This is a genomic window from Weizmannia agrestimuris (genome assembly GCF_943193165.1).
Lineage (GTDB): Bacteria > Bacillota > Bacilli > Bacillales > Bacillaceae_C > Weizmannia > Weizmannia faecalis.
On record NZ_CALPDC010000005.1, the window covers coordinates 37,019 to 63,141 of the forward strand.

Sequence of the window (26,123 nt, forward strand, 5' to 3'; positions counted from 1 at the left end):
GTATACACCTCATCCTTTTTTGTCATTTCGATAACTGAGTCGCCGCCAGCTCCATTCAAGCGGCCCGTAGCGGAAGCGATGCAGCCAAATGTCGGAAACCAGCACTTGCATAAGAAAAATCAAAACAACAAGCAATACCCCGCTTGACACAGACAGCTTTCCGTAAAGCCCGAGACCGTAGGCGTAAAAGATCAAAGAGGCTAAACCAGACTGGCTGATGTAATTGGAAAGCGACATCCTCCCGGCCATTGCAACCGGCCTGAGAAAATCCGCCAGCCGGTGCTTCACACAGAGCTCAATGAGTGCAACATAAGCACCGCTTAAGATGACGCCGCCGATCGTCTCCCGGATGTACAGAAAAGGCAGGATGGGGGCGACAATAACCGGCAACAGTTTGCAAAACAGGCCAAAAGCAAAGCAGCAACAAAAAAACAGCAGCCATTTTTTTGCCGGAATCCTCCTCTTTGTAAGCCAGCCTTCCCTGCAAACGCCCGCTCCCGCCATTATCAGCGGAAAAACAGACAGAAAAGCATGCCATGTGCCGGAAGGGCCGTATACCGCATACCAATCCAGCCACCTTCTTTTCGTAATGTCGATAAAGCTCCCGTTTGCATACACCTGCAATGAAGCGGTGGCATTGCGCCAGTCGGTATACAAAAGTGAAGCGTCCGGCGACCGGATCGCCATCACCATCAGGTAAAAGCTTATGAGTAAATGCGGGATAAAAAAGAGCGCAGCCCCGCCAAACATCAAAACTTTTCCTCCCAGTTTCAGAAAAGGCAAAAGCATCATGCCAAAGACTGCATAAGCCGCTAAAATGTCCCCCGGCCAGATGAGCCATGCATGGGCAAGGCCGAGAACGAGCAAAACGGAAAGGCGCCGGAAAAGAAACTGATAAACCTCGACCCCTGCCCTTTCCGCCCGCTGTTTTTGCACCATCAGCCCATATCCGAAAAGAAACGCAAAAATGGGATAAAAACTGGACTGGAAAAATACCTCAATCCATGTCACGATTGCCCGATCCTCCGCTTTGAACCAGTCATACGGATTTATATAAAGATAAGGGGACAGAAAAGAAAGCATATTGACCATCAGAATGCCAAAAAGGGAAAATCCCCTCAGTATGTCAATTGCAGGATTCCGCCGTTTTTCACGGATTGGCGCCCATTCAGCCATTGCAACGCTCCTTTTTTGTTTTTGCCTGTTAGGCGGATAAATCACCCTTTTTTCGGTTGCTTCATACAATAAAATATGAAAAAGCCAATTGCCACTGACCAAGGAAGGATGTGCGCGCCATGCCCGGTTTTGTCGGCGCCGTCCAAATTATCAGCATCGGATCAAGCGGCGTCTTTAATGTCGGTGACGTATTCCTAATTCAGCCGGTTGCCAGTTCCAAAACGTTTGCCGGGGCGGGATCTTTTAATACCGGTGAAAACCTGTCCATTACAAACTACCAGTCCAATACCAACACGTATGATTTTGATGCCATTGACCAGGGAAACTATTTTAATTTGTAACGGGTGAAAACAGATGAATTTTTACGTGCAACAAAGCATCCACATCCGCATGATCAAGATCGGCGGCATTACCAATTCTTCCGTCTTCCAAATTGGCACGTCCGGCATCATCAAGCCGGCAGCTTATTTGTATAATACCGGAAATTTTTCCGAACCGGCTCCTACTGCCGCTGCAGACCAGCCTTACAATCCGAATGTGACCGTTCCGATGCAGTCCGGCGCTTCCGCTTCAAGCTCAAGATAGAAAGCGCAGGCTCGGTTTTCCCGGCGTTATGCCTGAACATGACCGGCATGTTCTTTCCGGCTTATGCGCCATTTCGGGCTTGAAGCACCACTTTGTTTCGGGCGTCATTCTAAAAGCCGCGGCCTTGATACATTCCTGGCTGCAGGATGCGCGGACCCGGTTTTCCCGGCGTCGTGTTTGAAGCCGGCATGTTCTTTCCGGACAGATGTAGGGTAGATCGCGTGTGCTGAAACCGGCATGTTCTTTCTTGACACATTTAGACGGCAGCGACTTCTGGTATGTACACGTGTACGGAACCTGCACGTCTTTCCGGAGCCTGCGCCAGGTTCAGCATTGACACTGCACGCCGATCTTTGCTTTAAGTTCAAGGCTGATTGTTTCGTTCCGATCCAAGCCGGCGGTCACTGCCGGGCTTTAAGCCAGAAGGGGGTTTTTGAATGCCAGACCTTTTTGCCGAACTCCGGCAGCTTTACCAATACTTTCAACACCATGAAACGAAGTTGGCGAAAATGGAAAAGACGCTTGCCTCCCTCATAGAGGAGATTGAGCAGCTGAAAGCAAGGCCGCCTGTCCGGGTTGACCGGATCGAATATGCATTTGACCAGCTGAAAATCGAAACACTGGATGGCACCTTGAATATCGGCATTAATCCGTCTGACCTGTCCAGTATAGAGGATGCAGCCATCCCCCAAACGCAGGGCATCCCCCATGCCAACAATGAACACCGTGCTGCTTTAAAACAGGCGCTTGCCGAAAAACTGATGGAATATTTGGAAAAAGAACTCCCAACAACGATCACCGACAATGAGCGGCAATTCAAAGTCCGCCTAAATCAAGAATATCATAATTTTATAAAAAATGACTTAAAAAACCAACTTCCGCAGCGCATTGATTATTATATCAACCAGCTCAATCCAACCGGGCCCGTTGAAGGCGAATGGTTTGACAAATTGCTTGGGCAAATCAAGGCGGATATGGCGCATGCCGTACAAGTTTTTATTTCCCATTTGCCGCCGCAAATGAACGGAGGTGCCAGCGATGGAACTGAACGTCACAAACCGTGAAATCTGTGTCGATTATGTCCAAATTATCGGGATTTCGAGTGCCTCGGTTTTCCTCATTGGCGATACGGAAACGATTCAGCAGGGAGCGGCCTTTGATACGCCGCCGGAATCCCTGATTATCAGCCCGTACGTGCCGTTTGTACCGAGGGGATAACAGGATGCAAAGAAACTCCTTTGTGGATACGCTCCGGGTCAAAACCGTCATATTTGGGTCGAACGTTATTGTTGGAGACTCCGAGCGGATCCAGATGTCTGCCACCGTCCTTGCGATCCAGCGCCAGCAGGAATTGTACTACGGATTTGAAGCGCCGTTTCAAACTTTTCCCATTTTCAGCCTGGCCGTTCCGATTCCGCCAGTAACAGAACAAATCCGGTTTCAAGTTTACCAAGAAAATCCGGTCATAAAAGTTTCGAATGTAGATATCATTGGGATGTCGACTTCAACCGTCATGCAAATCGGGAGCACTAAATCAATCGCCCTTGAATCAAGGGTCCACCATACCCGTCAGCTAGACCCGAATATTCTGAAGCTTGGCGGCCGTGTTCCCCCGCGCACCGTTGCCGTCAGCCAGGAAAGCAATGTTATGCCAGATTAATCCGGAAAGCAGGTGATCAAAATGCCGGCCATTGTAGGCCCCTTACAAATCTATAATGTTGGAAGCGGCATTGTCCATTTTGGAGACACGGCTGTCATCTCACCGAAAACAAGTTCGAAAACATCTACCGGCTCCGGTTCTCTTTCCACTTCCGCATTTGTCATTACAAACAACGCGCTCAGTGCAAACAATACGGCTAACGGCAGTGTTGTCGATCAGCCATCTGCAGGAAACCATTAGAAAGGCAAAGAGGGCAGGCAAATTTTCCGCTACCTCGCTGCCTTCAAAATGGAAAGATAAATTTTTTATGTGTTGCTATAGCTATGGCAAGAATGGGCTCCCTTAAAGGGGGCCCATTTATGATTGGATTTGGAGAAGATGCCCACCATCAAAGAAATACAAGTATTGCGCTTTTACCTTTTTCTTTAAAATGGTTTCCAGCGCCCTTGAATAAAGGGCCAGCTGGACTTCATAACGTTTGCGTAGGACAGGCTCTGCTTCTTCAAATCCACCTTTAAACCTGCCGTGGATATTGTCTGTCTTAAAATCGAGCAATACGAGGCCGTCTTTTTCCTCTGCCACGCAATCAAATATGCCCTGAATAAGAACACGTTCTTCCGCAAGGGATGCATCCCGGTAAATTTCTGCTGCGGGAACGGACAAACTAAACGGCATTTCCCGCATCACCCGGCCGGCTGCCAGAATACGGCGGCCGATATCCGTTTCAAAAAAGCGGACAAGCTGTTCAGCCGCAATGGCATCCGCCTGTTCTTCCGTGAGCAGCTCCTGTTTCACCATCTCTTCAACCAGCGCCTCAACGGAAGCATAAGTCGGCGGCGCATCAAACGGAATATGCTGCATTACCATATGCATCGCTGTCCCGCGTTCAGCCGGCGTTATCGATTTTTCCTGCATAAAACGGGGGCGGTCAAAGATATGTTTTTCCGCATTCGGAATAAACCGGGTGCCATTTGTTTCGTCATGCTCTTCATGCATCCGTTTCAATTCCGATACCGATTGTTTGGCACGCCGGAATGTTGCCGGCTCATTGCTGTACCGGAAGCTTAAACGCTCGAAAACTTGCGCTTTATAAGCGGATTCCGCCGCAACCGGGAGGCCGGCTTTCACTTGATGCTGCCAGTCCACTTCCCCAACTTGTTCCGGTTCCTGGATATCGGCAAACTGTTCTTTCGGCAAAACGGCGATCTGCCATTTGGATGGATCATCCAGCACCACCCGGCCGTCATCCCCGAAAAGCACTGTTCCGTCCGCATGCCTGCTGAGCGAAGGAATGATCCAGTCCAAGTAAGTGCCGGCCGCTGCGCGCACATGGTCTGGCATCAGCCAGCCTTCCTGCCGCCTCGTTTTCCCCCATTTTTCCAGGCGCTTGCCAAGATTTTTCACCGTCCCGACCAAATACAGTTTTTCTTTTGCCCTAGTGAGTGCGACATACAAGACGCGCATTTCTTCAGCCAGCATTTCCAGCTTTTTCTTTCTTTTAAAAGCAAGCTGCGGCAAAGACGGGTATGTGATCCGTTTTTCCGGATGAATATACTTTGAGGCGAACCCGAAATCTTTATCAAGAAGAAACGCCTGGCTAATATCGCGCATATTAAATTTCCTATTGAGACCGGCCACGAACACCACCGGGAACTCGAGCCCTTTGCTTGCATGGATGGTCATCAGGCGGACGACATCTTCCTGTTCGCTCAATGCTCTCGCTGTTCCAAGGTCATCCCCGCGCTCCTGCATGCGTTCGATAAAGCGCAAAAACCGGAACAGCCCCCTGAAAGATGTTTCTTCATATTGCCGCGCCCGGTCATACAAAGCCCGCAAATTGGCCTGCCGCTGCTTTCCTCCGGGCAGTCCGCCGGCAAAGTCATAAAACTGCGTGTCCCGGTACAGCTGCCAAATGAGGGAGGACAAATCCCCCTGCCTTGCAACAGACCGCCACACCGACAATTTTTCCATGAATCTGGACACTTTCTCATGCGCTTCTTCTTCCTCAGGATCCGGCCGGTCTGCTATAAATTTTTTCACCGCTTCATAATACGGACCCCGCTTTTCATGGATGCGGATAAGGGCAAGCGCTTCTTCATCGAGCCCGACAATCGGAGAACGGAGCACGACTGCAAGCGGAATGTCCTGATACGGGTTGTCAATTACCTTTAATAAAGAAAGCATGATGGATACTTCCGTCGCGTCAAAATACCCAGTTGAAAGTTCGGTGTACAACGGGATGCCCGCCTGTTTCAACTCTTCCATTATGGTCGGCGCCCATGCCATGGAACGCATCAGGATAACGATATCTTTGTACCGGATCGGGCGGAATGTGCCGGTCTTCGGATTGTAAACCTGTTCTTCGTCGATCAGTTTTTTTATTTCACGGGCAAGGTAACGGGCTTCAAGCTGGGATTGTTCCAGTTCGGCCCGGTCCAGCGTTTCTTCATCCGAAATGTCTTCTTCAATCGCTTCATCGGCCTGGTCAATCAATGCCACTTTGACCGGATGATCCCTTTCCGGATAAGAGGCGCCTGCCACAAGTGCAGCCTGGCTGTCATATGCCATCTCGCCCACCTTTAGGCCCATGATTTGTTTAAAAATAAAATTCGTACCGTCGAGAATTTCTTTGCGGCTGCGGAAGTTTTTCGACAAGTCGATTCTGAGACCTGTATCCCGGCCTTCCGGATCAAAATCCCGGTACTTTTTTAAAAACAGGTTCGGTTCAGCAAGCCGGAACCGGTAGATGCTTTGTTTCACGTCTCCAACCATAAACCGGTTGCCGTCAAATCCCGCCCCTTTTGCCACAAGGTTCATAATCGTTTCCTGTACCATGTTGACATCCTGAAATTCATCAATCAGCACTTCTTTAAATTGCTGCTGGTAAGCTTTGGCCACTTCTGACGGGGTGAGGCTGCCATCTTCATTTTTTTCAGCAAGAATGTCCAGGCAAAAATGCTCCAAGTCCGAAAAATCAACGATCCCTTTTTCCGCTTTTACCGCGCCATAAGCCTCTGCAAATTTTTTGACGAGCGTTCTAAGTTCCGCAATCACCGGCCGCATTTCCTGCATGTCTTTCAGGAACGATGCCGGCTTCCTTGAGAAAAAGTCTTTTTTTAAATCTTCAAGTGTTTTCTTTGCAGATTTCCGCAAATCATCGGCTGCTTTGACGAGTTCCGCTTCATATGCATCCCCTTTGCACGCTTTGGCGCGTGTAAACTGCCATGCATTCATTTCTTCATAAAGCCCCTGCCATGGACCGTGAATTGCCGCAAGCAATCTGTCTGTAATCTTCATGTCATTGAGATAATTTTCCGCCCTCGGCGCAGGCCCGCCCGGCTCTAAGGCGAGTCCATACGCTTCCTCCAGCATGTCTTTTGCAGCCTGCAGCTGGAGGTGAATATCAGCTTTCACCGCTGCCATAAACGGCAGGCTGTCCACCTCTTCCACATCCCCGGCATCATACAGCTCGACCATTTTATCGAGCCATGCAGACGGATCCGGGTGGGAACGGGAAAAATCGTAAAGCTTCCGGATCAGATGCTGGAGCTCGTCATCACTGCGGTCGTTTGAGAATGTATCGACTGTGCGGTAAAACAGGTCATTTCCCGCTTTCGCATACTCCGTTTCAAAGAGGTCATCCAGCACTTCATCGCGCAGAAGTTCGGCTTCTGTATCATCAGCGATCCTGAATCCGGGGTCGATGTCAATCAAATAATAATATTTTCGGATCACTTCAAGGCAGAAAGCGTGCAGCGTGGAAATCGGCGCTTTATTCAGCAGGCTCAGCTGTTTCCGTAAATGATGCGAATCCGGGCGGCTGCTGATCGCCTCCTCGATCGCTTTACCGATGCGATGGCGCATTTCCGCAGCCGCAGCATTGGTAAAGGTGACAATGAGCAGTTCATCAATATCGAGCGGATCGTGTTCATCCAATATTTTTTGGATAATCCTTTCCACGAGCACGGCTGTTTTTCCTGAACCGGCAGCCGCTGCGACAAGGATGTCCTGCCCTTTTGCCATGACGGCTTTCCATTGGTCATCCGTCCAGACGGCATTCGCCGGTTTATCCGGAATGGCTGTTTTCATCTGTTCTGCGCTCCTTTCTCATTTTGGCGAGGATTTCTTCCGGTTTTTCCGGGTGAATAAGGCGGTAATTGTTTTCTTCCATCGACTGGTCAAACTGGCAGACCGAACGGAACGGGCAGAATGTGCACGCCGCCTGTTTTTTTATTTTATATGGCGCGATATCCGTCGTACCGGACAGGATCGCATTACCAGCCTCTGTGTAAATATTGCGCACATAGCTGCGGATCGCTTCAAAGTCTTCTTTGCTTGCCACTTCGGACCGGGCCGTTAATTGGCCGTCCTTTTTCAAACCTGCCGACACAATCGCACTGTTGCCGGATTCAAGCGACCGGTCCATCAATGTGATCACTTCCGGGCTGTCCAGCAATAGTCCTCGCATCCGGAAGTCTTTTAAAATTTCTTCTTCAATTTCTTCAGCCGACAACATTTTTTCCGCCGAAATCAGCGGGTCATGAAGATGGAAATACAAAACGCCTGCCGGAATCGTTTCTTCCCCTGTCAGCTGTTTCGAATACGTCATAATGAGATCCAGATAGGTGAGCATTTGCAAATCAAGGCCGTAATACACATTTGTCAAATCGAGCTTGTGCGCACTTGATTTGTAATCGATGATCCTGACGTACACACCGTTTTCACTTTCCGCCTTGTCGACGCGGTCAATCCGGCCCTGCAGCTCCATTTTCGCCCCGTTTTTCAATGTAAACGAAAGCGGTGGGAGCTCTTTTTTCGGCCCAAAAGCGAGTTCCATCGCGACCGGTTCAAAGCCGCTCCGTTTCGCATGGACGCTTAAAATATATGAAGCCCTTCCGACAACCTGTTCCAGTTTCCTTTTAATATATTGGTAGCGTTTTGAACTGAGCAGGATTTGATGCTGCAATTTCGGGGCAAGATCGTCCACAGCCGCTTTTGCGAGCTCCATGCTTTGCTGTTTTGTGATCTCTGACCACGGAATGCCTTGGCGCTGCAGGGTGTCGGAAATCCATTTCAATGCACCGTGGAAAAGATCTCCGATATTCGGCGCATCAAGACGAAATACATCCCGTTCCCGCAGCCTCAGCCCGTATGTCGAAAAATGGGAAAACGGGCAGGTGAAAAACTGCTCCATTCTCGATACGCTGGCAAGGATATGGTCGCCGTACAGTTCCCGGCTCGTTTTTTCGGAGAGCTTCCGGGCTTTGTTTTGGTAAAACAAACTGGAAAAAGCATGGGCCGCCCGATTTTTCCATTCCGGGTGCTCCATATAAAAGTTATACGTATCCCACCAGAAGTCGGCCATCGGATACCCTCTTTTTTTCAACTGCAGCTGCGAAGTGACAAAAGCAATGGCAGCCGCCGGATGGGAAATGTATGCAGCTTGCTGCTTCTCTTCCAGTTCCGCCGGGTCATTCACCCATAATCCGCCGCCGCGTGCCGGGAACATGTCCTCTATCCGGTTGATGAACGGGGACGGCAGCAATGCTTTCCCTTCTTCATCGGCAAGCGGAAAAGATAGTACCAGTTTTTCAGAAGGTGTCGTCAATGCCCGGTAAAAGATAAATTCTTCGTCGAGCAGGCGCCTTTTGCTGCCGGGCATAATTTCAAGCCCGGTAAGTCTTAAATATTCACGCTCTTCATCATTTAAAACGCCATCTTCGGAAATTTTCGCCGGCATGACCCCGTCATTGACCCCAATGATAAACGCCAGTTTGACATCAGACAGCCGGGACTGCTCCAGATTCGCCACGAGCACCTGGTCCAAAGCCGGAGGAACGATCGAAAATTTTAATGACTCAAGCCCGGTTTCCATAATGGCAGAGAATTTCCCAACATCAGCAGGTTCATCGCCAAGGATTTCAACATACTGATCCAAAACGCCCATGACTTCATCCCATGCCTGGTCGTGTTCCCTGGCAGCGACAAGATCCCCCGCTTCTTCCTTTTCAAGCCGGAGCGCTTCCAGTTTTTCCGGAATCTCCAATTCTTCGAGATAAAGATACAACGCTTCACAAAGCGCTTTTCCAGTGCGGGCGCGCTTCAAACGCCGCGACAGGCGCAAAATCGGCGCCGTGACGAGAAGCCTGAGTTCATTCAGTTCCTGTTCGATTTTTCTTTCCTCATCCGTTTGTGGCAGGTTTTCTAGTTCGAGGCCGCGGATCCGCCGGTATTCCCATCTTTTTCTACTCGTCCACCGTTCCCCCTGGATGCCGTAAGCCAGACAATAGTTTTCAAGCCGGTCCATTTTTTCACGCAGCATACGGGTATCTCCAGGCGGAAACAGCAATTCTGTTTTGATGGCACGGAAAACCGGTTCATAACGCCAGTTGCCGCGGATGATTTCCAAAGTCGAACGGATCAGTTCAATGAGCGGATGGTTCAGCATCGGCCGTTTTCTGTCAATAAAATACGGCACATCATAATCGTAAAAAACCGTTTCGATTAAATCCTGATAGGCCTCCCCGTTGCGAACAAGGAGGGCAATGTCACGATAGCGGCAGCTGCCTTCCATAACCGCTTCACGGATGGAACGGGCAACGCCTTCGATTTCTGCCCGCCGGTTGTTCGCCTGCCAGATTTCGATGCTGCTTTCCCCCGGAAAAGAAGGAAACGGGAGTTCTTCAAACCGGGACTGCAAAAAGCGCAAACTTTCATGCCGGAAACGGACCGGTTCATACAGCGCCACGTCTTCTTCCGTTTCAATTTGAAAGGCGCGCGCCAGTTCATAAATATGGGCATAGGCTTCTCCCGGCATCCGGAACAAGTATAAATCATCCGGCTGCATCCCGCGGAAAGCCCGGTCCGTTGTGAGCGCAACCGTCACGCGGCGACATTTTTTCAGGAGTTCCCCGATCACCAAGTATTCCTGCGGGTTAAAAGTATGGAAGCCGTCTATATAAATTTCCGCATCGTCCAGATAGCGGGATTTTTCAATGGCAGAAGCAAGCAGCCTTAAGTAATCTTCCGAATCAATGTATTTGCCTTCCAGCTTTTGTTCATATGCCTGATATACGCATTCCAAATCGTGCAGCTTGTCGGAAAGCACTCTTTCCCCGTCCGCTTCCTCGATTGACGCACGTTTTTCCTGAAGCTGTGCAGGTGAAACGCAAAATCGTTTGAATTCAGTCAGAATGCGTTCGACATTGTCAATAAAGCCGGTCTTATCCGCCGCCCGCGTGAAAACCGACAGTTCTTCTTTTTGGTCTTCCAAAATTTTCCGAATGAGCATATTTAACCCGCTGCTCGATACATGGGTACGGCTGATCCCGCCGACTTCCTGCAATATTTTCCAGGCAAGGCGCGTAAAACTGTACACCTGGGCGCGGATCATCCCGCCCAGTTCAGGGTCATGCGCAAGCCGTGTTTCCGATAAAAAAGTCATTTGCTCCGGAACAAGGTAAATGAGCGGTGCCCCGCCCGGATCGCCAAGCAGTTTCTGCCTGATTTCACGGTGGATGAAAGCTGTCTTTCCTGTCCCGGGGCGCCCGGTAATAAATCGAAGGGACAATTGGTTCACTTCCTTTTGATGGGCTCAGTTGGCTCCATATCCGGAAACATGCCGGACAAGGAACATTTGTTCTTTTATTGTAACGGATATTTTTCTATGAATCAAGCTTTTTGCCAAAAAAATATGCTTCCTGTTTTTTCTGCCGGGGGATGCCCCGCTTCCAAGTAAAATACTGCCTTTTCCCGCCCCCGGAAAAGTCCTTCCCATCCAATCCGGATGCCCTCCCCATCCGGCCGGTCCACGCAACCGCCGTCGGGGCACTCTCCCCGCTTCCGTCCGGGCGTATCATTTTTTCATATGCCAAAAAAAAGCACTGCCTGTTCCGGGAAACGTCCCGCAAAATGCAGTGCTTTTACACCTCTTAATCCCCGTTAAACAAATTAAACAAGCCTTTTGCCATGCTGCCTTCATCCTTCGAACCGCCCGCTGCCGGCATTGCGGCAAATACGCGGCTGGCCAGGCGGCTGAATGGCAGGGACTGCACCCAGACCGATCCCGGCCCGCGTAAAGTGGCAAAGAACAGGCCCTCTCCCCCAAACAGGGCTGTTTTGATCCCTTTGACAAATTCAATGTCATAATCGATCGTCCGTGACATGGCGACAAGGCAGCCTGTATCCACCTTTAATGTTTCGCCGGGTGCGAGCTCGCGTTTCTGGATCGTGCCGCCTGCATGAATAAAGGCAAGGCCGTCTCCCTCAAGCTTCTGCATAATAAATCCTTCCCCGCCGAAAAACCCTGTTCCAAGTTTCCGCTGAAATTCAACACCAACTGAAACCCCTTTTGCCGCTGCCAAAAATGCATCTTTCTGGCAAATGATTTTTCCCCCTTGTTCACTTAAATCCATCGGTACAATTTTGCCCGGATAAGGCGCTGCAAACGCTACATGCTTTTTATCACGGCCTTCGTTCGTAAAGGCGGTCATAAAAAGACTTTCGCCGGTGATCAGCCGTTTTCCTGCAGAGAACAGTTTTCCCATAATGCCTCCGCCCTGGCTGCCCGATCCGTCGCCAAAAATCGTTTCCATCCGGATGCCGTCTTCCATCATCATCAAGCTGCCGGCCTCGGCGATGACGGTCTCCTGCGGGTCGAGCTCGACTTCGACAAACTGCATGTCATCCCCGACCAGTTTAAAATCAATATCGTGGTTGTTCATTTCCAAACCTCCTCAAATTGCACTACCCCCTGTATACGGACTTGCCGTTCGCAATGTTTCATTTTTATTTCCCGGGCAGGCGTTCGTTTTATTGGACGAAAAGGCAGGGGCCCCCTCCCTGCCAAGCTTAAATCCAATACAGCCCGCTGTCTTCCATCGCCCTGTATCCCTGTTGTTTCAAAAATTGCATGCGGGAGCGTCGGATATTAATTTCATAAGCAACCTGCAAAGCAGCTGCTTTATGGTACTGGTTAATAAACGAACCGTAGCTGATTGGCAATACGAGTGATTGATTGTTTGAAAAAATCACTTCAGTTTTTTTGCCTTCTGGGGTGTGGTCTTTAATATGCCCGGAGATCAGCCAAATACAGTCCGGCTGGCTGGGCGATTTTGTTGGAAAAATTATGGTAGCTGTATGAGGATCAACGAGGATCGGCGGCTTGTGCCGAACATGAATCAAGCTTTTTGTCGCATTTTTCCTTCCTTCGTAATCGCTTCCAAAGTATTGACAGCTTTTTTTCACGATACTCAGGGGAAGTTCTGGCACAAATCGTTCCCGATCCACTTCCAGTATTTTTGTCCCTGTTTCTCCTCCCTCCTGGCAAGGAATCAGCGCAATCGTATTTGGATGAATGTCCAATTCTCCATGTTGCATAAAGTATTCCCCCATTCTATTTTTCTCATAATTCACTTTCTATTATAGTACAAATTTCCTACATTTCTAGTCGTTTTTCTAAAAATATGCATTTTTTTCCTTGTTTACCGTTTCAGAAAAATTCAATTTTTACATTGCTTTTTATTGAAATGCTCTGTATAATAAAAAAAAGCGGAAAAAGGTGATCATACATGGAAAACAAAAAATCTTTCTCTGACGTGCCGAAAGAAAGCCCGAAGTCCCGGATTCAGATGGAGAAATTTGTGGAACACATTTACACGGACATGTTGCTGAATGAGATCCTGCTGAACAAAAAAAGAGAAGCGTTGTTAAGAAAAATTGACCATGTACTTGATCTTCGCGATAAGGAGCAGTTCATGCATTTAACAAACGAACTGAAAAAAATCAACCTGCAATTTGGTTAAATACAGGCCATGCAAACAGGCCCGGCCCGTTTGCACGGCTTTTCTTTTGCATAAAAATGGCAAATGCAGGGCGCGGCCAAAAGATTTTTGCCCGGAACAGGCCGCGCCTACTGCACTTTCAGTATCCCTTATTCTTCCAGCATGCGGATCCGCTCCAGCATTGTTGGATGGTCATAGCGAAATATTTTGACAAGAAGCGGTGGATTGACTTCGCTTAAACCCGCTTTTGTTAAAATTTGGAACGTTTCAACCCCGGACTTTTTATCATGCGTCATCTGTACGGCATAACGGTCCGCCCGCATCTCCTGGTAGCGCGATGCCCAGTTGGTAAGCGGGCTTGACGCAAAGAGGAGAACCGAGGAAATGAGCAAAAATAAAGGCAGCGAGCTGATGCTGGAAATCCCGGACATCCACCGCCCGCTTTTTTTCCACCGCCCAACCGCATTCATCCACCTGGCAATCAGCCACAGCCCGATGAGCATCATCAAAATATAGCCCGCGATGCCGAAGTAGATATGTTTTTCTACATAATGCCCCATCTCGTGTGCCATCACAAATAAAATTTCTTTATCATCCATACGGTTGAGGGTCGTGTCCCAGAGTACGATTCTTGAGTTGGAACCGATGCCGGTGACGTAAGCATTCAGGGCGTTTGTTTTTTCCGACATATTCACTTCGTACACATGATCAGCGGGAATCTGTGCTTTTTCCGCAAGCGCCAGAATTTTCGCCTCCAGCGCCTTATCTTTTAACGGATAAAAATCGTTATACAGCGGGTCAATCACGACCGGCTGGATAAACATCATGAATACCGTAAAAGGAATGGAAAGCAGCCAGGCCGGGAGCCACCATTTTCGCCGGAATTTTTTCATCAAGGCGTACAATACCGCGACGACAGCAAACATGATGGCAAAGTTTACCCAGAAATCGGTCAGTTCATCTTTCATCCATCCTGCAAAATCTTGGGTGGAAATGCCGTACGCTTTTGAAAAACGATGGGACAAATAACCGAACGGAAAGGTAAACAAAAAGGATGCAAGCGAAAACCAAAAGAAATAAACCGCGGTTTGAATGAGGCGGATGCGTGAAACTGCCGCTGCCCATTGTTCAAACATTTTGGAAATGCCAAGCACAAGTACCAAAAAATAAAACAGCCATTCATACGGCACGGATAGGAAAAAAAGCAGATTCCTGATTTTTGCGTATGCTTCGCTTAAAAACAATTGGCGGCCGCTCATAAAAGTAGCGGGATCTGCGGCTGTCCCTTTATATTGGGCGGGAAGAGCAGCATCGGCGTAATAAAACAAATACCAGTACATCAAAAGGCCGAACAGGATGTATGCCGCAATCGCCCGCAGCGCCCACTTCATCTTCACTCCACATGCACTCCTTCCTTGTCCTCTTCTATATATGTAGCCAAGGAAAAAGGCATTTAGAACAGCCAATACGGCTTTGCCTTAAAACAGAAAAGAATAAAAGCTCAACACCGCAATCGCCCCGAGCACGACAATGATGACATTCGCGCCGATGAACGCGAGGAGGATGGCCGTTCCCGCGCCGATTACCCCGAACAGCGGATCTTTTTGGATCAAAAACACTTTTGGAAAAATCAAGGCGCCTAAAATGGCGTACGGAACATTTTTTAAAATGCCTTCCAAAAATGGCGGCAGCGTTTTGTTTTGCAAAAGGACGAGCGGCAGCATCCGCGGCAAAAACGTCACGATGCCCATGCCGATAATCACGAGGAGGATGGTGCTCATTTTTCTTTCACCCGCTTTTTCCGTTTGTATGTTTCCGCCATTTCGACCAAAACAGCCGACAACAAAGTGGAGACGATGATGGACCAGCCTTCCTCCATGACGCCGTACCCGATAAAAATGCTGTTGAACGCTGCTGAAAGGGCGGCAAGGAAAAGGACTTTCACACTTTTTTTCAAAGACGGGACAAGGAGGCCAATAAACATCGCATATAAGGCAACCGTCATGCTTGCCTGCAAAAATTGCGGCAGGTTGGCTCCGATCACATACCCGATCCCGGAGCTCACGACCCAGCTGGCGTAAGCGATAAAAGTGACGCCAAATCCGTAGCCGAGCGGTATTTTTCCGTTCCGCATGGCGAGCACCGAGAAAGTTTCATCCGTAATGCCGAACGCAAACAATCCGCGTTTCCATTTGCTTGGTTCTTCCACTTTTTGGTTCAAGGCGGCAGTCATAAGAAAATGGCGGATGTTGACGACAAAGGTGGTCAGGATAATGACAAACGGGCTTGTGCCGGCAGCAATCAAACTTAAACCCATATACTGGCTGGCGCCGGCATAAACAATCAGGCTCATCAGCACAGTCTCTATCAGCGTCAGGCCGGTTGTTTTAGACAACAGGCCGAATGTGAGCGCAATGGGAAAGTATCCGATCGCAATGCTTGCGCCTGCCTGCAGCCCGGGTTTAAAACTGCCTGTTTTTTCCTCCGCCATGGATGTTGCTTCCAACTTTTATCCCCCCAGCTTCGAAATGATGATCCAATATTCTTATATTTTCCTATTATACGCCTTGTCTGTTTTTCTAACAAGATGCCAAAAATCTGGCTTTTCGTTCCGAAGGGCACTGAAAAAGTGTTGTTTTATCAAGAAAGATGCAAAAAAACGGCGGGACACGATGAATGGTGGTGTCCCGCCGTTTCTTTTGGGCTTTTTCGAGCGGATTCCCGTTCCGCGGCGGATTTATTCTGATTGGCTTTGCATGCTTTTTTTGCTGTTTACTGCCGATTTTTTAATCGTTTTCAGCAGTCCCTACTTCCATATTGCAATTTTTCCAGAAAACCGTGCGCCTTTGGCTTTTCCGTAGCCCGATTTTTTATGGCCGGGCCGATTGTTTTTGCAATTGTTCTTTTAAAGACCTGCGCAAAATTTTTCCGGTTGTGTTTTTCGGAAGCTCATCCAGAAATTCAATTTCTTTCGGGACTTTGTATTTGGCAAGCCGTTCTTTGCAATAATCGAGCAATGCCTGTTCCGTCAGATTTTTGTTTTTCGATACGACATATACTTTCACGACTTCCCCTTGATTGGGGTCAGGGATGCCCACTGCAGCTGCCTCCACGACATCCGGATGGTCGTAAAGCACTTCTTCCACTTCGCGCGGATACACATTAAAACCGCCGACAATGACCATATCTTTCTTGCGGTCTACGATATAAAAGTAACCCTCTTCATCCATCTTCGCCATGTCGCCGGTATGCAGCCAGCCGTTCCGGATCGCAGCCGCCGTTTCTTCCGGCATTTTATAGTACCCTTTCATCACGTTCGGCCCGCGTACTACGAGTTCGCCGACTTCGCCGACAGGCACCTCATTTCCAAGCTCATCCACGACTTTATTTTCAACATGGACAATATTGGTGCCGATCGATCCCGGTTTGCGCGGGCGGTCAAGCGGATTGAAGCAGGTAACCGGGGAGGCTTCCGACAATCCGTATCCTTCCGAAATGAGCACATTGAATTTTTTTTCAAAGTTTTTCAGAAGCGCAACCGGCATCGAAGCGCCGCCGGATATGCACAGCCTGAGCGTGGCGAAGTCTTTCGGATCCCCGCCTTCATATTGGAACAAATAATTGTACATCGTCGGCACGCCGGCAAATATCGTTGCTTTGTAGCGGCTTGCCACCCGGAACACTTCTTTCGGGCTGAACTTCGGCAATATGAGCAGCGTTGCCCCGCTGATGAGCGGCGCATTCACAGCAACCGACAGGCAGAAAACGTGAAACATCGGCAAAGCCGTAATGACCCGGTCATCCGCGCTCATTTTCAAATAGGAGCCTATATCGCTCGCATTTGAATATAAATTTTTATGCGTAAGCATCGCCCCCTTTGGCTTTCCGGTCGTTCCGGACGTATACAAAATAACCGCCGTATCCCCTTCAGAAAGCGGCACTTCTTCGACGGACGGCGAACTTTCCGCCAGTATTTGTGAAAACGATTTCAATTTTGGGTGCGTATATTTTCCCGCTTTTGCCGGATCGGTTTCACAAATGATGTAATGCTCCACTTTCGGCAGCAGGGCATCGATCTTATCCACATATGGTACAAATAAATCAAGCGCCACGACTGCTTTCACATCGCCGTTATCCAATATGTAGCGAATTTCCTCCGGCGTGTAAATCGGGTTGACCGGTATCGTGGTCACGCCGGCCCGCATCGCCCCGTACAAGGCAATTATGAATTGCGGTGAATTGCCAAGCAGAAGGGCCATATGATCCCCTTTTTTGAGCCCGAGTTTTTTCAGCCCGTCCGCAAACTTTGAAACGGCCGTGTCAAGTTCCTTGTACGTAACAGGCTGATCCATAAAAATATAAGCTGTTTTGTCCGCGTTCATTTCCGCCGTCTTTTTTAAACTGGACGGTAAATTCAATTTCTCCCTCCCCTTTCTGAGTGAACAATCATTCATTCTACCCATTTATTATATAAAAACAATTAAAATATTTCAATACAAATTCCCGGATTGCCATTGGAACCCGGGAATTTGCGCGTTCTTAATAGATGAGGCTGATAAAATCTTCTTTCGTTATGTTGCCAAAATAATGCCGGATATCTATGCCTTCCAACGCTTTTTCAATACCGGCGCGCTCATAACGGCAGCCGGCCAGCTTTTCTTCTATATCCTTTACTTCCCCGATGCCGAAGAAATCGCCGTAAATTTTGCAGTTTTCGATGATCCCTTTGTTCACTTCAAGCCGTACATCGACCGTTCCCACCGGAAAACGCCGGGAATGCCGGAGATTGAATTTCGGCGATTTGCCATAGTTCCATTCCCATGTCTGGTACCGCTCTTTCGAAATTTGGCGGATTTTTTCCCAATCCTTTTCGGTCAGCTTATACTCCGGTATTTCCTTGCCACCGAAAATGCTTTCCAAAAGCAATTGCCTGAATGCCGACATGGAGATTGGATGGTCGAGAAATTCGGAGATGTTGGCGACGCGGCTCCTCACTGACTTGATCCCTTTTGATTCGATCTTTTCTTTTCTGACCTTTAAAGCCTGCGCAACTTTATCAAGTTCTGAATTGAGCATCAACGTGCCGTGGCTGAACATGCGCCCGTTTGTGGAAAACTGCGCGTTCCCCGAAATTTTCCGGTCGCCAACTTGGATGTCATTGCGCCCGCTTAATTCCGCGTTTACACCGAGTTTGCGCAATGCCTGCACAACCGGATCGGTAAATTTGCGGAAATTGCTGAAGGACTCGCCGTCATCTTTTGTGATGAAACTGAAATTGATGTTGCCGAGATCATGGTACACCGCGCCGCCGCCGGAGAGCCTGCGGACGACGATGACACCATTTTTGTCCACGTAATCCGTATTGATTTCTTCGATGGTGTTTTGGTTGCGGCCGATAATAATCGACGGCTGGTTTATGTAAAAAAGTAAATAAGTTTCATTGATATCGAGATTTTTCAGGGCATACTCTTCGATGGCAAGGTTGATGCGCGGGTCGGTAATGCCCTGATTATCAATAAACAGCATAATGCCGCCTCCTTTATGCAAAATGTAAAGCAATCCCTTTCATTTTCATTATAGAACAAGGGATGCCCGTGGGCAATCTTTGATCTTTTCTCTATTTTTCTAAAAAATTCACCATTTCGCCATTGACATTTAAAAACTGTTATAATACAATTAAAAATATAATAAACAGTTATATAACAAAGGAGTCGTGAAAATGGTACAAAATATTTTAGACTTTTTCAAAAACCTGCCTGACAAATATTGCACAGAATGCGGTGAAAAAATCGATGAGCAGTCGGAATGCTATGGCAATACATGCCCGAACTGCCTGCATGTGAAAAGCCATGAATAACAAAAAGGGCAGCGCAAAGATAAAAAACGCCTTCACGCTGCCCGGTTGTTTTTCAGTTTACGGATAAAGCGGTTTTAGGCATGACATGCATTTTCCGCGCTGTCACGTGCACCTGGACCGTATATGTGCCGGGTTCTTTGATGACCGTTTTTGCGGTATAAATGCCGTGCTGATCATGCTTCGCTTCCAGCATCGAGCTGTTTTTATCCGAATTTTCCTTCCAAATTTCAAACTTCACTTCGTCTGCATCGTCTACTTTTTCTTTTCCTTGTGTGACAACCGCCTTTAACGGGATGCTTGTGCCGGCGTTAGCGGTTTTGGGCACGATGAGCTGCACTTTTACCATTTTCGCCGGTTTTACAGCCGCCTGCTCCTGTTTTCCGCATCCGGCAAAGAGCGATACGGCCATCAGGAACAAGCCCGCCAGAATCCACTTTTTCACCACTTCACCCTCTTTTTTCTGTTTTTACCGTTTATACTGAAAATACATGTTATAATGATCATACAAAATAACGCTTACATCCGTAAAGGGGGAGGCTGATTTGAAGAGAAAGATTGCACTTCTCGTGTTGTTCGTATTTTTGCTTCCGGCGCTTTCCTCCTGTGCGCCAAAAGGGGACCCGGTTGAACACTTTCAATTTAAGGACCAGGATGGGAAATCTTTCAGTCTGGACGATTTAAAAGGGAAAGTATGGGTGGCCGACTTTATTTTTACGAGCTGCAAAACGGTTTGCCCCCCGATGACGATGCATATGAGCGAATTGCAGGAGAAAATTAAAAAAGCGGGTTACAAAGATGTGGAGCTTGTATCTTTCAGCATCGACCCCGAAGTGGATACGCCGCAAAAGCTGAAACAATTTGCCAACCAATTTCACAGCGATTTTTCCATGTGGCATTTCCTTACCGGCTACTCGCAGAAAAAAATTGAAAAGTTTGCGATGAAAAATTTTAAAAACCCGGTCGCCAAATCGGATGGAAATGACCAGGTTGTCCACGGCACGAGTTTTTATGTCGTCAATAAAGACGGTGAGCTTATAAAAGACTTTGACGGAAGTGCGGACTTTGATGCTGAAAAAATCATGAAAGAAATTGAGAAACTGCGATAATCAAAAACGCCGGCTGCCGGCCGGCGCTTTTGATTATTTGTATTGTACATATACAACATGCGTTTGCAAGTATTCTTCGAGGCCGTGTTTGCCGTCTGCACCGCCGACGCCCGATTTTCTCCAGCCGGCGTGGAAGCCCTGGATCGCTTCAAAGCTTTCACGGTTCACATACGTTTCGCCAAACTTCAATTCATTGCTGGCACGCATCATTGTGTCTACATTGGAAGTGAAAATGGCAGAAGTCAGGCCGTATTGGCAGTCATTTGCCAGTTCAATCGCCTCATCAAGTGTTTTAAACGTCGCAATCGGGAGAACCGGCCCGAAAATTTCCTCGCGCATGATTTCCATTGTGTTATCGACATTGACAAGCACGGTCGGCTCATAATAGTAGCCTTTGTCCCTGCCAGCCGGTTTGCCGCCGGTTAACACTTTGGCGCCGCCTTCAACCGCTCTTTTCACCATTTGATCGACGCTTTCCAGTGCGCTTTTGCTGACAAGCGGCCCCATATCCAGCCCTTCTTCGGCAAGCGGGTCACCGAATTTGACGTCCTGCATGGCTTTGACGATTTTGCTGATAAACACATCTGCGACACTTTCTTGAACATATACGCGTTCTGTGCAGTTGCAAACCTGCCCGGTATTGATCACACGCGATTCAACAACCGATTTGACAGCAAGATCGATATCGGCATCGTCCATCACAATCGTCGGGGCTTTCCCGCCTAATTCAAGCGAAACTTTTGTAATATTGTCCGCGGCTGCCCGCATCACGGCCGCTCCTGCACTGTAACTGCCGGTAAGGCTGACCATGCCAACTTTCGGGTTGCGGGACAGTTCATCCCCGAGCGTGCTTCCGCTGCCTGTGACAATATTGATAACCCCTTTCGGCAGGCCGATTTTGTCAATGATTTTTGCAAATTCCAACGCATTGTTCGGCGATTCCCCGCTCGGTTTGATCACAATCGTATTTCCGGTAATCAGCGCCGGCGCTGCTTTACGGGCGATGAGGAAAAACGGGAAGTTCCATGGCAAAATGCCAGCAATGACGCCAATGGGGGCTTTGTAGACGAAAATGTTTTCTTTCGGGCGGTCGCTTGGCACGATTTCCCCTTCGTACCGCCGCGCCCAGCCGGCCATGTAGTCGATATAATCGGCTGTAAAATGGACTTCGGTTGTGGAAAGTTCCAGCGTTTTTCCGACTTCTTCTGAAATGACGCGCGCCAAAGCATCGGCGTTGCGGCGGATTTCCTGTGCTATCGCAGTTAAGTATTTGGCCCGTTCAGAAGAAGGACATTTTTCCCATGATTTCTGGGCACGTTCTGCCGCATCGATTGCCCTTCTGACATCCTCGATTGTTGCTTTCGGGACTTCGGAAATCACTTCTTCTGTTGCCGGGTTTATAACTTGGGAAGTTTCTTTTGAAGCAGCGTCTGTAAATTCCCCGTCAATATACATTTGGTATGTTTTTGTAGCCGTTTTCATCCTCTCCCAGCCTTTCAATCTGAAATTTTTTGTTTCTTCTTTTATTTTAATGTGGCTATGTTGGGGTGTCAAATAAAACAAACATAATTTATATAACTATGATGTTGTTTGTTTTTTGCTGTTCTTTGTCTATTGATTCAACAGATCGTCAAAAAGGTGGCACTTTCAGATACTTAAAGTTCCGCCATTCTTACAAGTTTTCGTGATCGTTCATATTCGCTGGACTTCTCTCCCAAGTCCGAAACCGGGTTGCGGGCTGCATGGGCTTTCTCGTTCCTCTGCAAAACAAATCCATCAGGAAACAAGCGAAAATCGAAGGAAAAATAAGATGAAAGGAGAAGGAAACGAATTCTTCAGGCGGCAGACACCAATTTGTTCTATTGTTCACATAGTTGTCCTTTTCTTTATGAATGGAAGAGCATTATAATAAGAGATGGAATAAAACTGGAATAGGGGAATTTGCGCTGCCGTTTTTTGTTGATCATCAGATGACCGGATAACCATTTAAACATTTTGAAAGAGATCGAGGTAATGAGCATGAAAAAAGGAATTTTATACATTGTTTTGTCTGCTATATTTTTCAGCACGATGGAAATTGCCATAAAAATGGTTGCCGGTACGTTTCATCCGATCCAATTGAACCTGCTTCGCTTTTTTATTGGCGCGGTTATATTGTCGCCATTGGCGTTTCAGCATATGAAAAAATATCATTTTCACATGACAAAGGACAGTTTTTTATTTTTTGTTGTAACCGGCTTTTTATGTGTTGTTATTAGCATGACATTTTACCAATTGGCCATTGTTTATACGAAAGCTTCCACCGTTGCGATTTTGTTCAGTTGCAACCCGCTGTTTGTTATTCCGCTCGCCCATTTTCTTTTAAAAGAGCGTCTTTCGAAGCGGACGCTGGTTGCATTGGGCATCAGCTTGGTCGGCATTTTGTTTATCGTCAACCCGTTTGAAATCCAAAGTCCATTTGGCATCATTGTTGCGCTTCTTTCGGCGGTTACGTTTGCGCTTTACAGTGTTGTCGGCAGAAAAGGCAGCCAGCAGTTTAAATGTGATGGTGTCATTTTAACCTGTTTGAGCTTTTTTACCGGCAGCATTGAAATTCTTGCGCTTGTATTGATTTCGAAAATTGGATTTGTTGCGGGCTGGCTGCGTTCCGTTGGCCTCGGCGTATTTGCAAATGTGCCCGTGTTCCGCGGAATTGCATGGCATACGCTGCCAAGCCTGATTTATATCGGCATTTTTGTCACCGGGCTCGGGTTTGCGTTTTACTTCCTTGCGATGGATGTAACAAGTGCATCAATGGCTTCGATGGTTTTCTTTATTAAGCCTGCACTGGCGCCAATTTTGGCCCTCATTTTTCTGAGAGAAGCGATTACGCCGGCTGTTACGGTCGGGATTATCCTGATCGTCGCGGGTTCGCTGATGACGTTGTTGCCAGCCGGAAGCAAACAGCCCGAACTCAGGGTCAGCCGGGCAAAAAACAGATAATCTTTTAGGCACAAGTGTGATCCGCACTTGTGCCTTTTGGTTTACTGATTCAAATGTTCCGCTGCAGTTGTTGGTGTAACGGCTCGTTTTTCCCCGTCCCGAACGGTCCCGAACCGTTCTTTTTCAATTTCTTCCAGCGTTTTTCCTTGTGTAGACGGTGCGAGCGCGATTCCGATGATACAATGGATGACAAGGAATACGATCATTACAATTCCCGCTACTTTAAAACTGAGCGTGTCCATAATGGTCGGAAGCAGAAAAGACCAGATGGCAATTCCGAACCGGACGAGGAAATAAATGAACCCTTGTGCGCCCGCGCGGTACCGGGTCGGAAACAGTTCGCTCGCCCACAAGCCGTAAAACGCCTGGGCGCCGAATCCGGCAGCGCTTCCCCAGAGAATAACAAAGGCAAAAAGGGAGAACCAATTCATCCCTGTAAAAGTCAAAATAAGCCATGCGGCAATGCCCATCACCGCCCCTAAACCAAAGAGGAAACGCCGGCTGTAACGGTCACCCAGCCTCATAAAGACAACATAGGTTGTCAGCACCGTTAACGCCCAGAGGAAAGCTTGCAGCAAGTTCGCCTGTTCGTTCGTCAGGCCGCCAACATTTTGGTAAATATAGGGCATAAAGTACCCCATTGCCCCTGCCGTTAAGTTCCAGAATAGATAAATGCCGATCAGTAAAAAGAGGGCCTGGCGGTTTACTTTTAAACGAAATAATTCTTTCAAGGAGCTTCTTGATTTTTTCCCCAGCTGGGCGTCGGTTTTTTCTTTTTCTTTATCTTCTTTCCAGATGGCTGATTCTTCAAGCCCCTGGCGGATATACCAAGTGATGAATGCGATGACTAATAGATGGAGGAAAATAATCCGGCTGCCGAGCAGGCCAAGCGGCGCAAGCAAAACGGCGAGCAGAAACGTGATCATTGGCCCCGTTGACCATGCCAATTGCGCCGTACCTACATGGGCCGCACGCTTTGAATGCGGGGCTTCTTCCGCAATATATGTCCACGAAGCAGGCACCCCTGTTCCTACGGCTACCCCGGTAATAATGGTGCCGATTAACAGCATCGGAAAGTTGACGGAAACCGCAATCAAAAACACACCAAGCATATATACAAGCAAATCATACGTGTAGATAAATTTTCTGCCGTATTTATCGGTTAAATACCCGCCGAACAGTGCTCCGATTGCCGCGCCAAATGCGTTGGCACTGAGGGCGCTTAACAAGCCCACGGAAATGCTGTTTAAGTGCAGGTAAGCCTGCCAGAGCGTCAAACTGCTGGCTGCTGCGATAATGGAACCGGCTTCAATGTAATTGGCCATGGCAACCGAAATTGTCGCTTTCCAGCCGGTCGTGCTTTTGCTTCCTATTCTCGCCATTTCTTCTCCGCCTTTCTGTTATCATTTATATGAAGGATTTGATATCGCTTACAATGTGAACTGCTGGAGTTCTGAATGGAATGGCTGTTAGGTCAGGTGAAAAACTTCCTTTAATGCAACAGACACAGGGCTGTTATCGGGATTAGTTTCCATTAGCGGTTCCATATAGTCCCACCATTTTCTGCAAATCTCTGTATCTGCCATTTTTTCATAGAGCGCTTCATCTTCCACTTCCAAATAAGCAAATAACCGACCCGTTTCTTCATCCAAAAAAATCGAATAATTACGGGCCCCGTGCGCCTTTAATTCTTTTGACATTTCCGGCCAGATATGGTCATGCCGGCGCTTGTATTCCTCATATTGATCCTTATGCACAAACATTACACTCGCTTTTCTGATCACGTTTTACCCCTCGCTTTCCTTTATTTTAAAATCTTCTATCTTATTACCAGATGAAAAATCCGCCAGCAGTCCGATATACAAACCATCAAAAGCAATCTGTATGGCTTTTTCCGCCGCCCTTATTCCTTCCATGTTATATTGATTGTTGGGCAGCGGGACAAACAAGCCGCCATGCGTGCACTTCAAAATTTGGTTAAGAAACCGCTTTCTTTAACTGGTTTGTGAAAACCCTTCTTCACATTTCCTATACTAGCGAAAGAACAAACATAAATCAATATAAAAAAAGATTTTTTTATTTATTTTATTGTACTTTTGTTGTTTTCTTTTTTAAACGGACGATTTTTGCTAAAATGGGCTTATCAGAGAAAAGGATACAGGACAGGAACGGGGTTGGGGACATGCTGGCTTTTGAACGGAGAGATAAAATTTTAAATACGCTGTACCGGGAGAAAAAAGTGTATGTTGCCAATTTGGCAAAGGAGTTTCAAGTAACGGAAGAGACGATCAGGCGAGATCTGGAGAAGCTTGAAAAAGAAGGAATTGTGACGCGGACATACGGGGGTGCTGTGCTCAATCTCCATACAAATGAAGATCTCCCCTACCAGACAAGATTCACCGTCAATATGGAAGCAAAGCAAAACATTGCCGGCAAGCTGCAGCCGCTCATTTCAGACGGAAATACGATTGTGGCGGATGCGAGCTCGACCGTGTTGGAAGCGTTAAAAGAGTTGAACAGAACGAAAGAGGGACTTGTCGTCTTAACCAATTCTGCCATCGCATTAAGCGAACTGGCCCAGTCAAACATTCAGCTTCTGTCAACAGGCGGAGCGCTGCGGAAACGTTCCAATTCGCTGGTCGGTTCTGTTGCTGAACATGCTGTGCGCCAATACAATGTCGATGTGGCGCTGTTCAGTTGTAAAGGCATTTCCATGGTGCGGGGGATCACCGACTCGAATGAAGCGGAAAGCCATATTAAAAAGGAAATGCTCAAACAGGCAAATAAAGTCATTCTGCTCGCGGACAAAAGCAAATTCGACAAAATTGCCTTTGTCCATTTTGCGGATTTTTCGGCTGTTGACTTTGTGGTCACAGATGAAAAACCGAGTGATGAATGGCTCCGTTTTTTCAAAGATCATCAGGTGGATATTGTTTACTGACAAACAGGGCGCCGTATGTGGCACCCTGTTTGTT

The 26,123-nt window shown here is 47.8% G+C and carries 26 protein-coding genes; 11 read left to right on the plus strand and 15 right to left on the minus strand.

The window, feature by feature from the left end:
* Positions 1 to 9 precede the first annotated feature (9 nt).
* The gene (locus NFR98_RS04145; RefSeq protein ID WP_251459754.1) at positions 10 to 1,176 is read right to left on the minus strand and encodes a DUF418 domain-containing protein; all 1,167 of its coding nucleotides are present in this window, start codon (positions 1,174 to 1,176) and stop codon (positions 10 to 12) included.
* A 119-nt stretch (positions 1,177 to 1,295) separates the two neighbouring features.
* Between NFR98_RS04145 and NFR98_RS04150 the strand changes: the two genes are divergently transcribed.
* The 6 genes from NFR98_RS04150 to NFR98_RS04175 all read left to right on the plus strand — a co-directional run bounded on the left by NFR98_RS04150 (position 1,296) and on the right by NFR98_RS04175 (position 3,661).
* Positions 1,296 to 1,517, plus strand: coding sequence for a spore germination protein (locus NFR98_RS04150; RefSeq protein WP_013858760.1), 222 nt, complete (start codon positions 1,296 to 1,298; stop codon positions 1,515 to 1,517).
* Between the two features lie 13 nt (positions 1,518 to 1,530).
* A complete protein-coding gene (locus tag NFR98_RS04155) occupies positions 1,531 to 1,761 on the plus strand; it encodes a spore germination protein GerPB (protein WP_035182062.1) in 231 nt (76 codons plus the stop codon).
* A gap of 437 nt (positions 1,762 to 2,198) precedes the next feature.
* A complete protein-coding gene (locus tag NFR98_RS04160) occupies positions 2,199 to 2,825 on the plus strand; it encodes a spore germination protein GerPC (RefSeq protein WP_251459756.1) in 627 nt (208 codons plus the stop codon).
* Positions 2,800 to 2,979 (plus strand): spore germination protein GerPD, encoded by a 180-nt coding sequence (locus NFR98_RS04165; RefSeq protein WP_014095760.1) that lies wholly within the window; start codon positions 2,800 to 2,802, stop codon positions 2,977 to 2,979. The genes NFR98_RS04160 and NFR98_RS04165 overlap by 26 nt, the downstream gene beginning before the upstream one ends.
* 4 nt (positions 2,980 to 2,983) lie before the next feature.
* Positions 2,984 to 3,421: a spore germination protein GerPE gene (locus NFR98_RS04170; RefSeq protein ID WP_035189370.1), complete on the plus strand. Its 438-nt coding sequence runs from the start codon at positions 2,984 to 2,986 to the stop codon at positions 3,419 to 3,421.
* A gap of 21 nt (positions 3,422 to 3,442) precedes the next feature.
* Positions 3,443 to 3,661, plus strand: a complete 219-nt coding sequence (locus NFR98_RS04175) for a spore germination protein (protein WP_013858756.1) — start codon at positions 3,443 to 3,445, stop codon at positions 3,659 to 3,661.
* 117 nt (positions 3,662 to 3,778) lie between these two features.
* Here the strand turns inward: NFR98_RS04175 and addA are convergent, their stop codons facing one another.
* The 4 genes from addA to NFR98_RS04195 form a co-directional block, all read right to left on the minus strand.
* Positions 3,779 to 7,510: a helicase-exonuclease AddAB subunit AddA gene (gene addA, locus NFR98_RS04180; protein ID WP_251459758.1), complete on the minus strand. Its 3,732-nt coding sequence runs from the start codon at positions 7,508 to 7,510 to the stop codon at positions 3,779 to 3,781.
* Positions 7,488 to 10,991: a helicase-exonuclease AddAB subunit AddB gene (gene addB, locus NFR98_RS04185; RefSeq protein WP_035182069.1), complete on the minus strand. Its 3,504-nt coding sequence runs from the start codon at positions 10,989 to 10,991 to the stop codon at positions 7,488 to 7,490. The genes addA and addB overlap by 23 nt, the downstream gene beginning before the upstream one ends.
* 361 nt (positions 10,992 to 11,352) lie before the next feature.
* Positions 11,353 to 12,144 (minus strand): TIGR00266 family protein, encoded by a 792-nt coding sequence (locus NFR98_RS04190; protein ID WP_035182074.1) that lies wholly within the window; start codon positions 12,142 to 12,144, stop codon positions 11,353 to 11,355.
* Positions 12,145 to 12,271: 127 nt separating this feature from the next.
* The gene (locus NFR98_RS04195; protein ID WP_035182076.1) at positions 12,272 to 12,799 is read right to left on the minus strand and encodes a competence protein ComK; all 528 of its coding nucleotides are present in this window, start codon (positions 12,797 to 12,799) and stop codon (positions 12,272 to 12,274) included.
* Positions 12,800 to 12,990: 191 nt separating this feature from the next.
* On the opposite strand from NFR98_RS04195, the gene NFR98_RS04200 reads away from it, so the two are divergent.
* Positions 12,991 to 13,224 (plus strand): IDEAL domain-containing protein, encoded by a 234-nt coding sequence (locus NFR98_RS04200; RefSeq protein WP_026683745.1) that lies wholly within the window; start codon positions 12,991 to 12,993, stop codon positions 13,222 to 13,224.
* Between the two features lie 128 nt (positions 13,225 to 13,352).
* Here NFR98_RS04200 and NFR98_RS04205 read toward each other — a convergent pair whose 3' ends face one another.
* From NFR98_RS04205 to lplA, 5 genes are all read right to left on the minus strand, one after another.
* Positions 13,353 to 14,600 carry a M48 family metallopeptidase gene (locus tag NFR98_RS04205; RefSeq protein WP_251459760.1) on the minus strand — a complete coding sequence of 416 codons (1,248 nt, stop codon included), beginning with the start codon at positions 14,598 to 14,600 and terminating at the stop codon, positions 13,353 to 13,355.
* An 81-nt stretch (positions 14,601 to 14,681) separates the two neighbouring features.
* On the minus strand, positions 14,682 to 14,984 hold the full coding sequence (locus NFR98_RS04210) for an AzlD domain-containing protein (RefSeq protein WP_014095768.1): 303 nt from the start codon (positions 14,982 to 14,984) through the stop codon (positions 14,682 to 14,684).
* Positions 14,981 to 15,694 carry an AzlC family ABC transporter permease gene (locus tag NFR98_RS04215; protein WP_035189409.1) on the minus strand — a complete coding sequence of 238 codons (714 nt, stop codon included), beginning with the start codon at positions 15,692 to 15,694 and terminating at the stop codon, positions 14,981 to 14,983. The genes NFR98_RS04210 and NFR98_RS04215 overlap by 4 nt, the downstream gene beginning before the upstream one ends.
* 379 nt (positions 15,695 to 16,073) lie before the next feature.
* Positions 16,074 to 17,621 carry a fatty acid--CoA ligase family protein gene (locus tag NFR98_RS04220; protein WP_251459762.1) on the minus strand — a complete coding sequence of 516 codons (1,548 nt, stop codon included), beginning with the start codon at positions 17,619 to 17,621 and terminating at the stop codon, positions 16,074 to 16,076.
* Between the two features lie 121 nt (positions 17,622 to 17,742).
* Complete coding sequence (lplA, locus tag NFR98_RS04225; RefSeq protein ID WP_017550211.1) at positions 17,743 to 18,729, minus strand: lipoate--protein ligase; 987 nt, start codon at positions 18,727 to 18,729, stop codon at positions 17,743 to 17,745.
* Positions 18,730 to 18,922: 193 nt separating this feature from the next.
* Between lplA and yhfH the strand changes: the two genes are divergently transcribed.
* Positions 18,923 to 19,060: a protein YhfH gene (yhfH, locus tag NFR98_RS04230; RefSeq protein WP_014095772.1), complete on the plus strand. Its 138-nt coding sequence runs from the start codon at positions 18,923 to 18,925 to the stop codon at positions 19,058 to 19,060.
* Positions 19,061 to 19,112: 52 nt separating this feature from the next.
* Here yhfH and NFR98_RS04235 read toward each other — a convergent pair whose 3' ends face one another.
* Positions 19,113 to 19,502, minus strand: coding sequence for a FixH family protein (locus tag NFR98_RS04235; RefSeq protein WP_035182088.1), 390 nt, complete (start codon positions 19,500 to 19,502; stop codon positions 19,113 to 19,115).
* 100 nt (positions 19,503 to 19,602) lie between these two features.
* On the opposite strand from NFR98_RS04235, the gene NFR98_RS04240 reads away from it, so the two are divergent.
* A complete protein-coding gene (locus NFR98_RS04240; protein ID WP_014095774.1) occupies positions 19,603 to 20,166 on the plus strand; it encodes an SCO family protein in 564 nt (187 codons plus the stop codon).
* 33 nt (positions 20,167 to 20,199) lie between these two features.
* On the opposite strand, the gene aldA is transcribed toward NFR98_RS04240, so the two are convergent.
* The gene (gene aldA, locus NFR98_RS04245; RefSeq protein WP_014095775.1) at positions 20,200 to 21,648 is read right to left on the minus strand and encodes an aldehyde dehydrogenase; all 1,449 of its coding nucleotides are present in this window, start codon (positions 21,646 to 21,648) and stop codon (positions 20,200 to 20,202) included.
* A 531-nt stretch (positions 21,649 to 22,179) separates the two neighbouring features.
* Between aldA and NFR98_RS04250 the strand changes: the two genes are divergently transcribed.
* A complete protein-coding gene (locus tag NFR98_RS04250; protein ID WP_026683738.1) occupies positions 22,180 to 23,148 on the plus strand; it encodes a DMT family transporter in 969 nt (322 codons plus the stop codon).
* Positions 23,149 to 23,189: 41 nt separating this feature from the next.
* Here NFR98_RS04250 and NFR98_RS04255 read toward each other — a convergent pair whose 3' ends face one another.
* The 3 genes from NFR98_RS04255 to NFR98_RS04265 all read right to left on the minus strand — a co-directional run bounded on the left by NFR98_RS04255 (position 23,190) and on the right by NFR98_RS04265 (position 25,097).
* Positions 23,190 to 24,530 carry an MFS transporter gene (locus NFR98_RS04255; RefSeq protein WP_026683737.1) on the minus strand — a complete coding sequence of 447 codons (1,341 nt, stop codon included), beginning with the start codon at positions 24,528 to 24,530 and terminating at the stop codon, positions 23,190 to 23,192.
* Between the two features lie 87 nt (positions 24,531 to 24,617).
* Positions 24,618 to 24,932: an L-rhamnose mutarotase gene (gene rhaM, locus NFR98_RS04260; protein WP_014095778.1), complete on the minus strand. Its 315-nt coding sequence runs from the start codon at positions 24,930 to 24,932 to the stop codon at positions 24,618 to 24,620.
* Between the two features lie 3 nt (positions 24,933 to 24,935).
* The gene (locus NFR98_RS04265) at positions 24,936 to 25,097 is read right to left on the minus strand and encodes a hypothetical protein (protein WP_157660070.1); all 162 of its coding nucleotides are present in this window, start codon (positions 25,095 to 25,097) and stop codon (positions 24,936 to 24,938) included.
* A gap of 233 nt (positions 25,098 to 25,330) precedes the next feature.
* On the opposite strand from NFR98_RS04265, the gene NFR98_RS04270 reads away from it, so the two are divergent.
* Complete coding sequence (locus tag NFR98_RS04270) at positions 25,331 to 26,089, plus strand: DeoR/GlpR family DNA-binding transcription regulator (RefSeq protein WP_026683736.1); 759 nt, start codon at positions 25,331 to 25,333, stop codon at positions 26,087 to 26,089.
* Positions 26,090 to 26,123 lie beyond the last annotated feature (34 nt).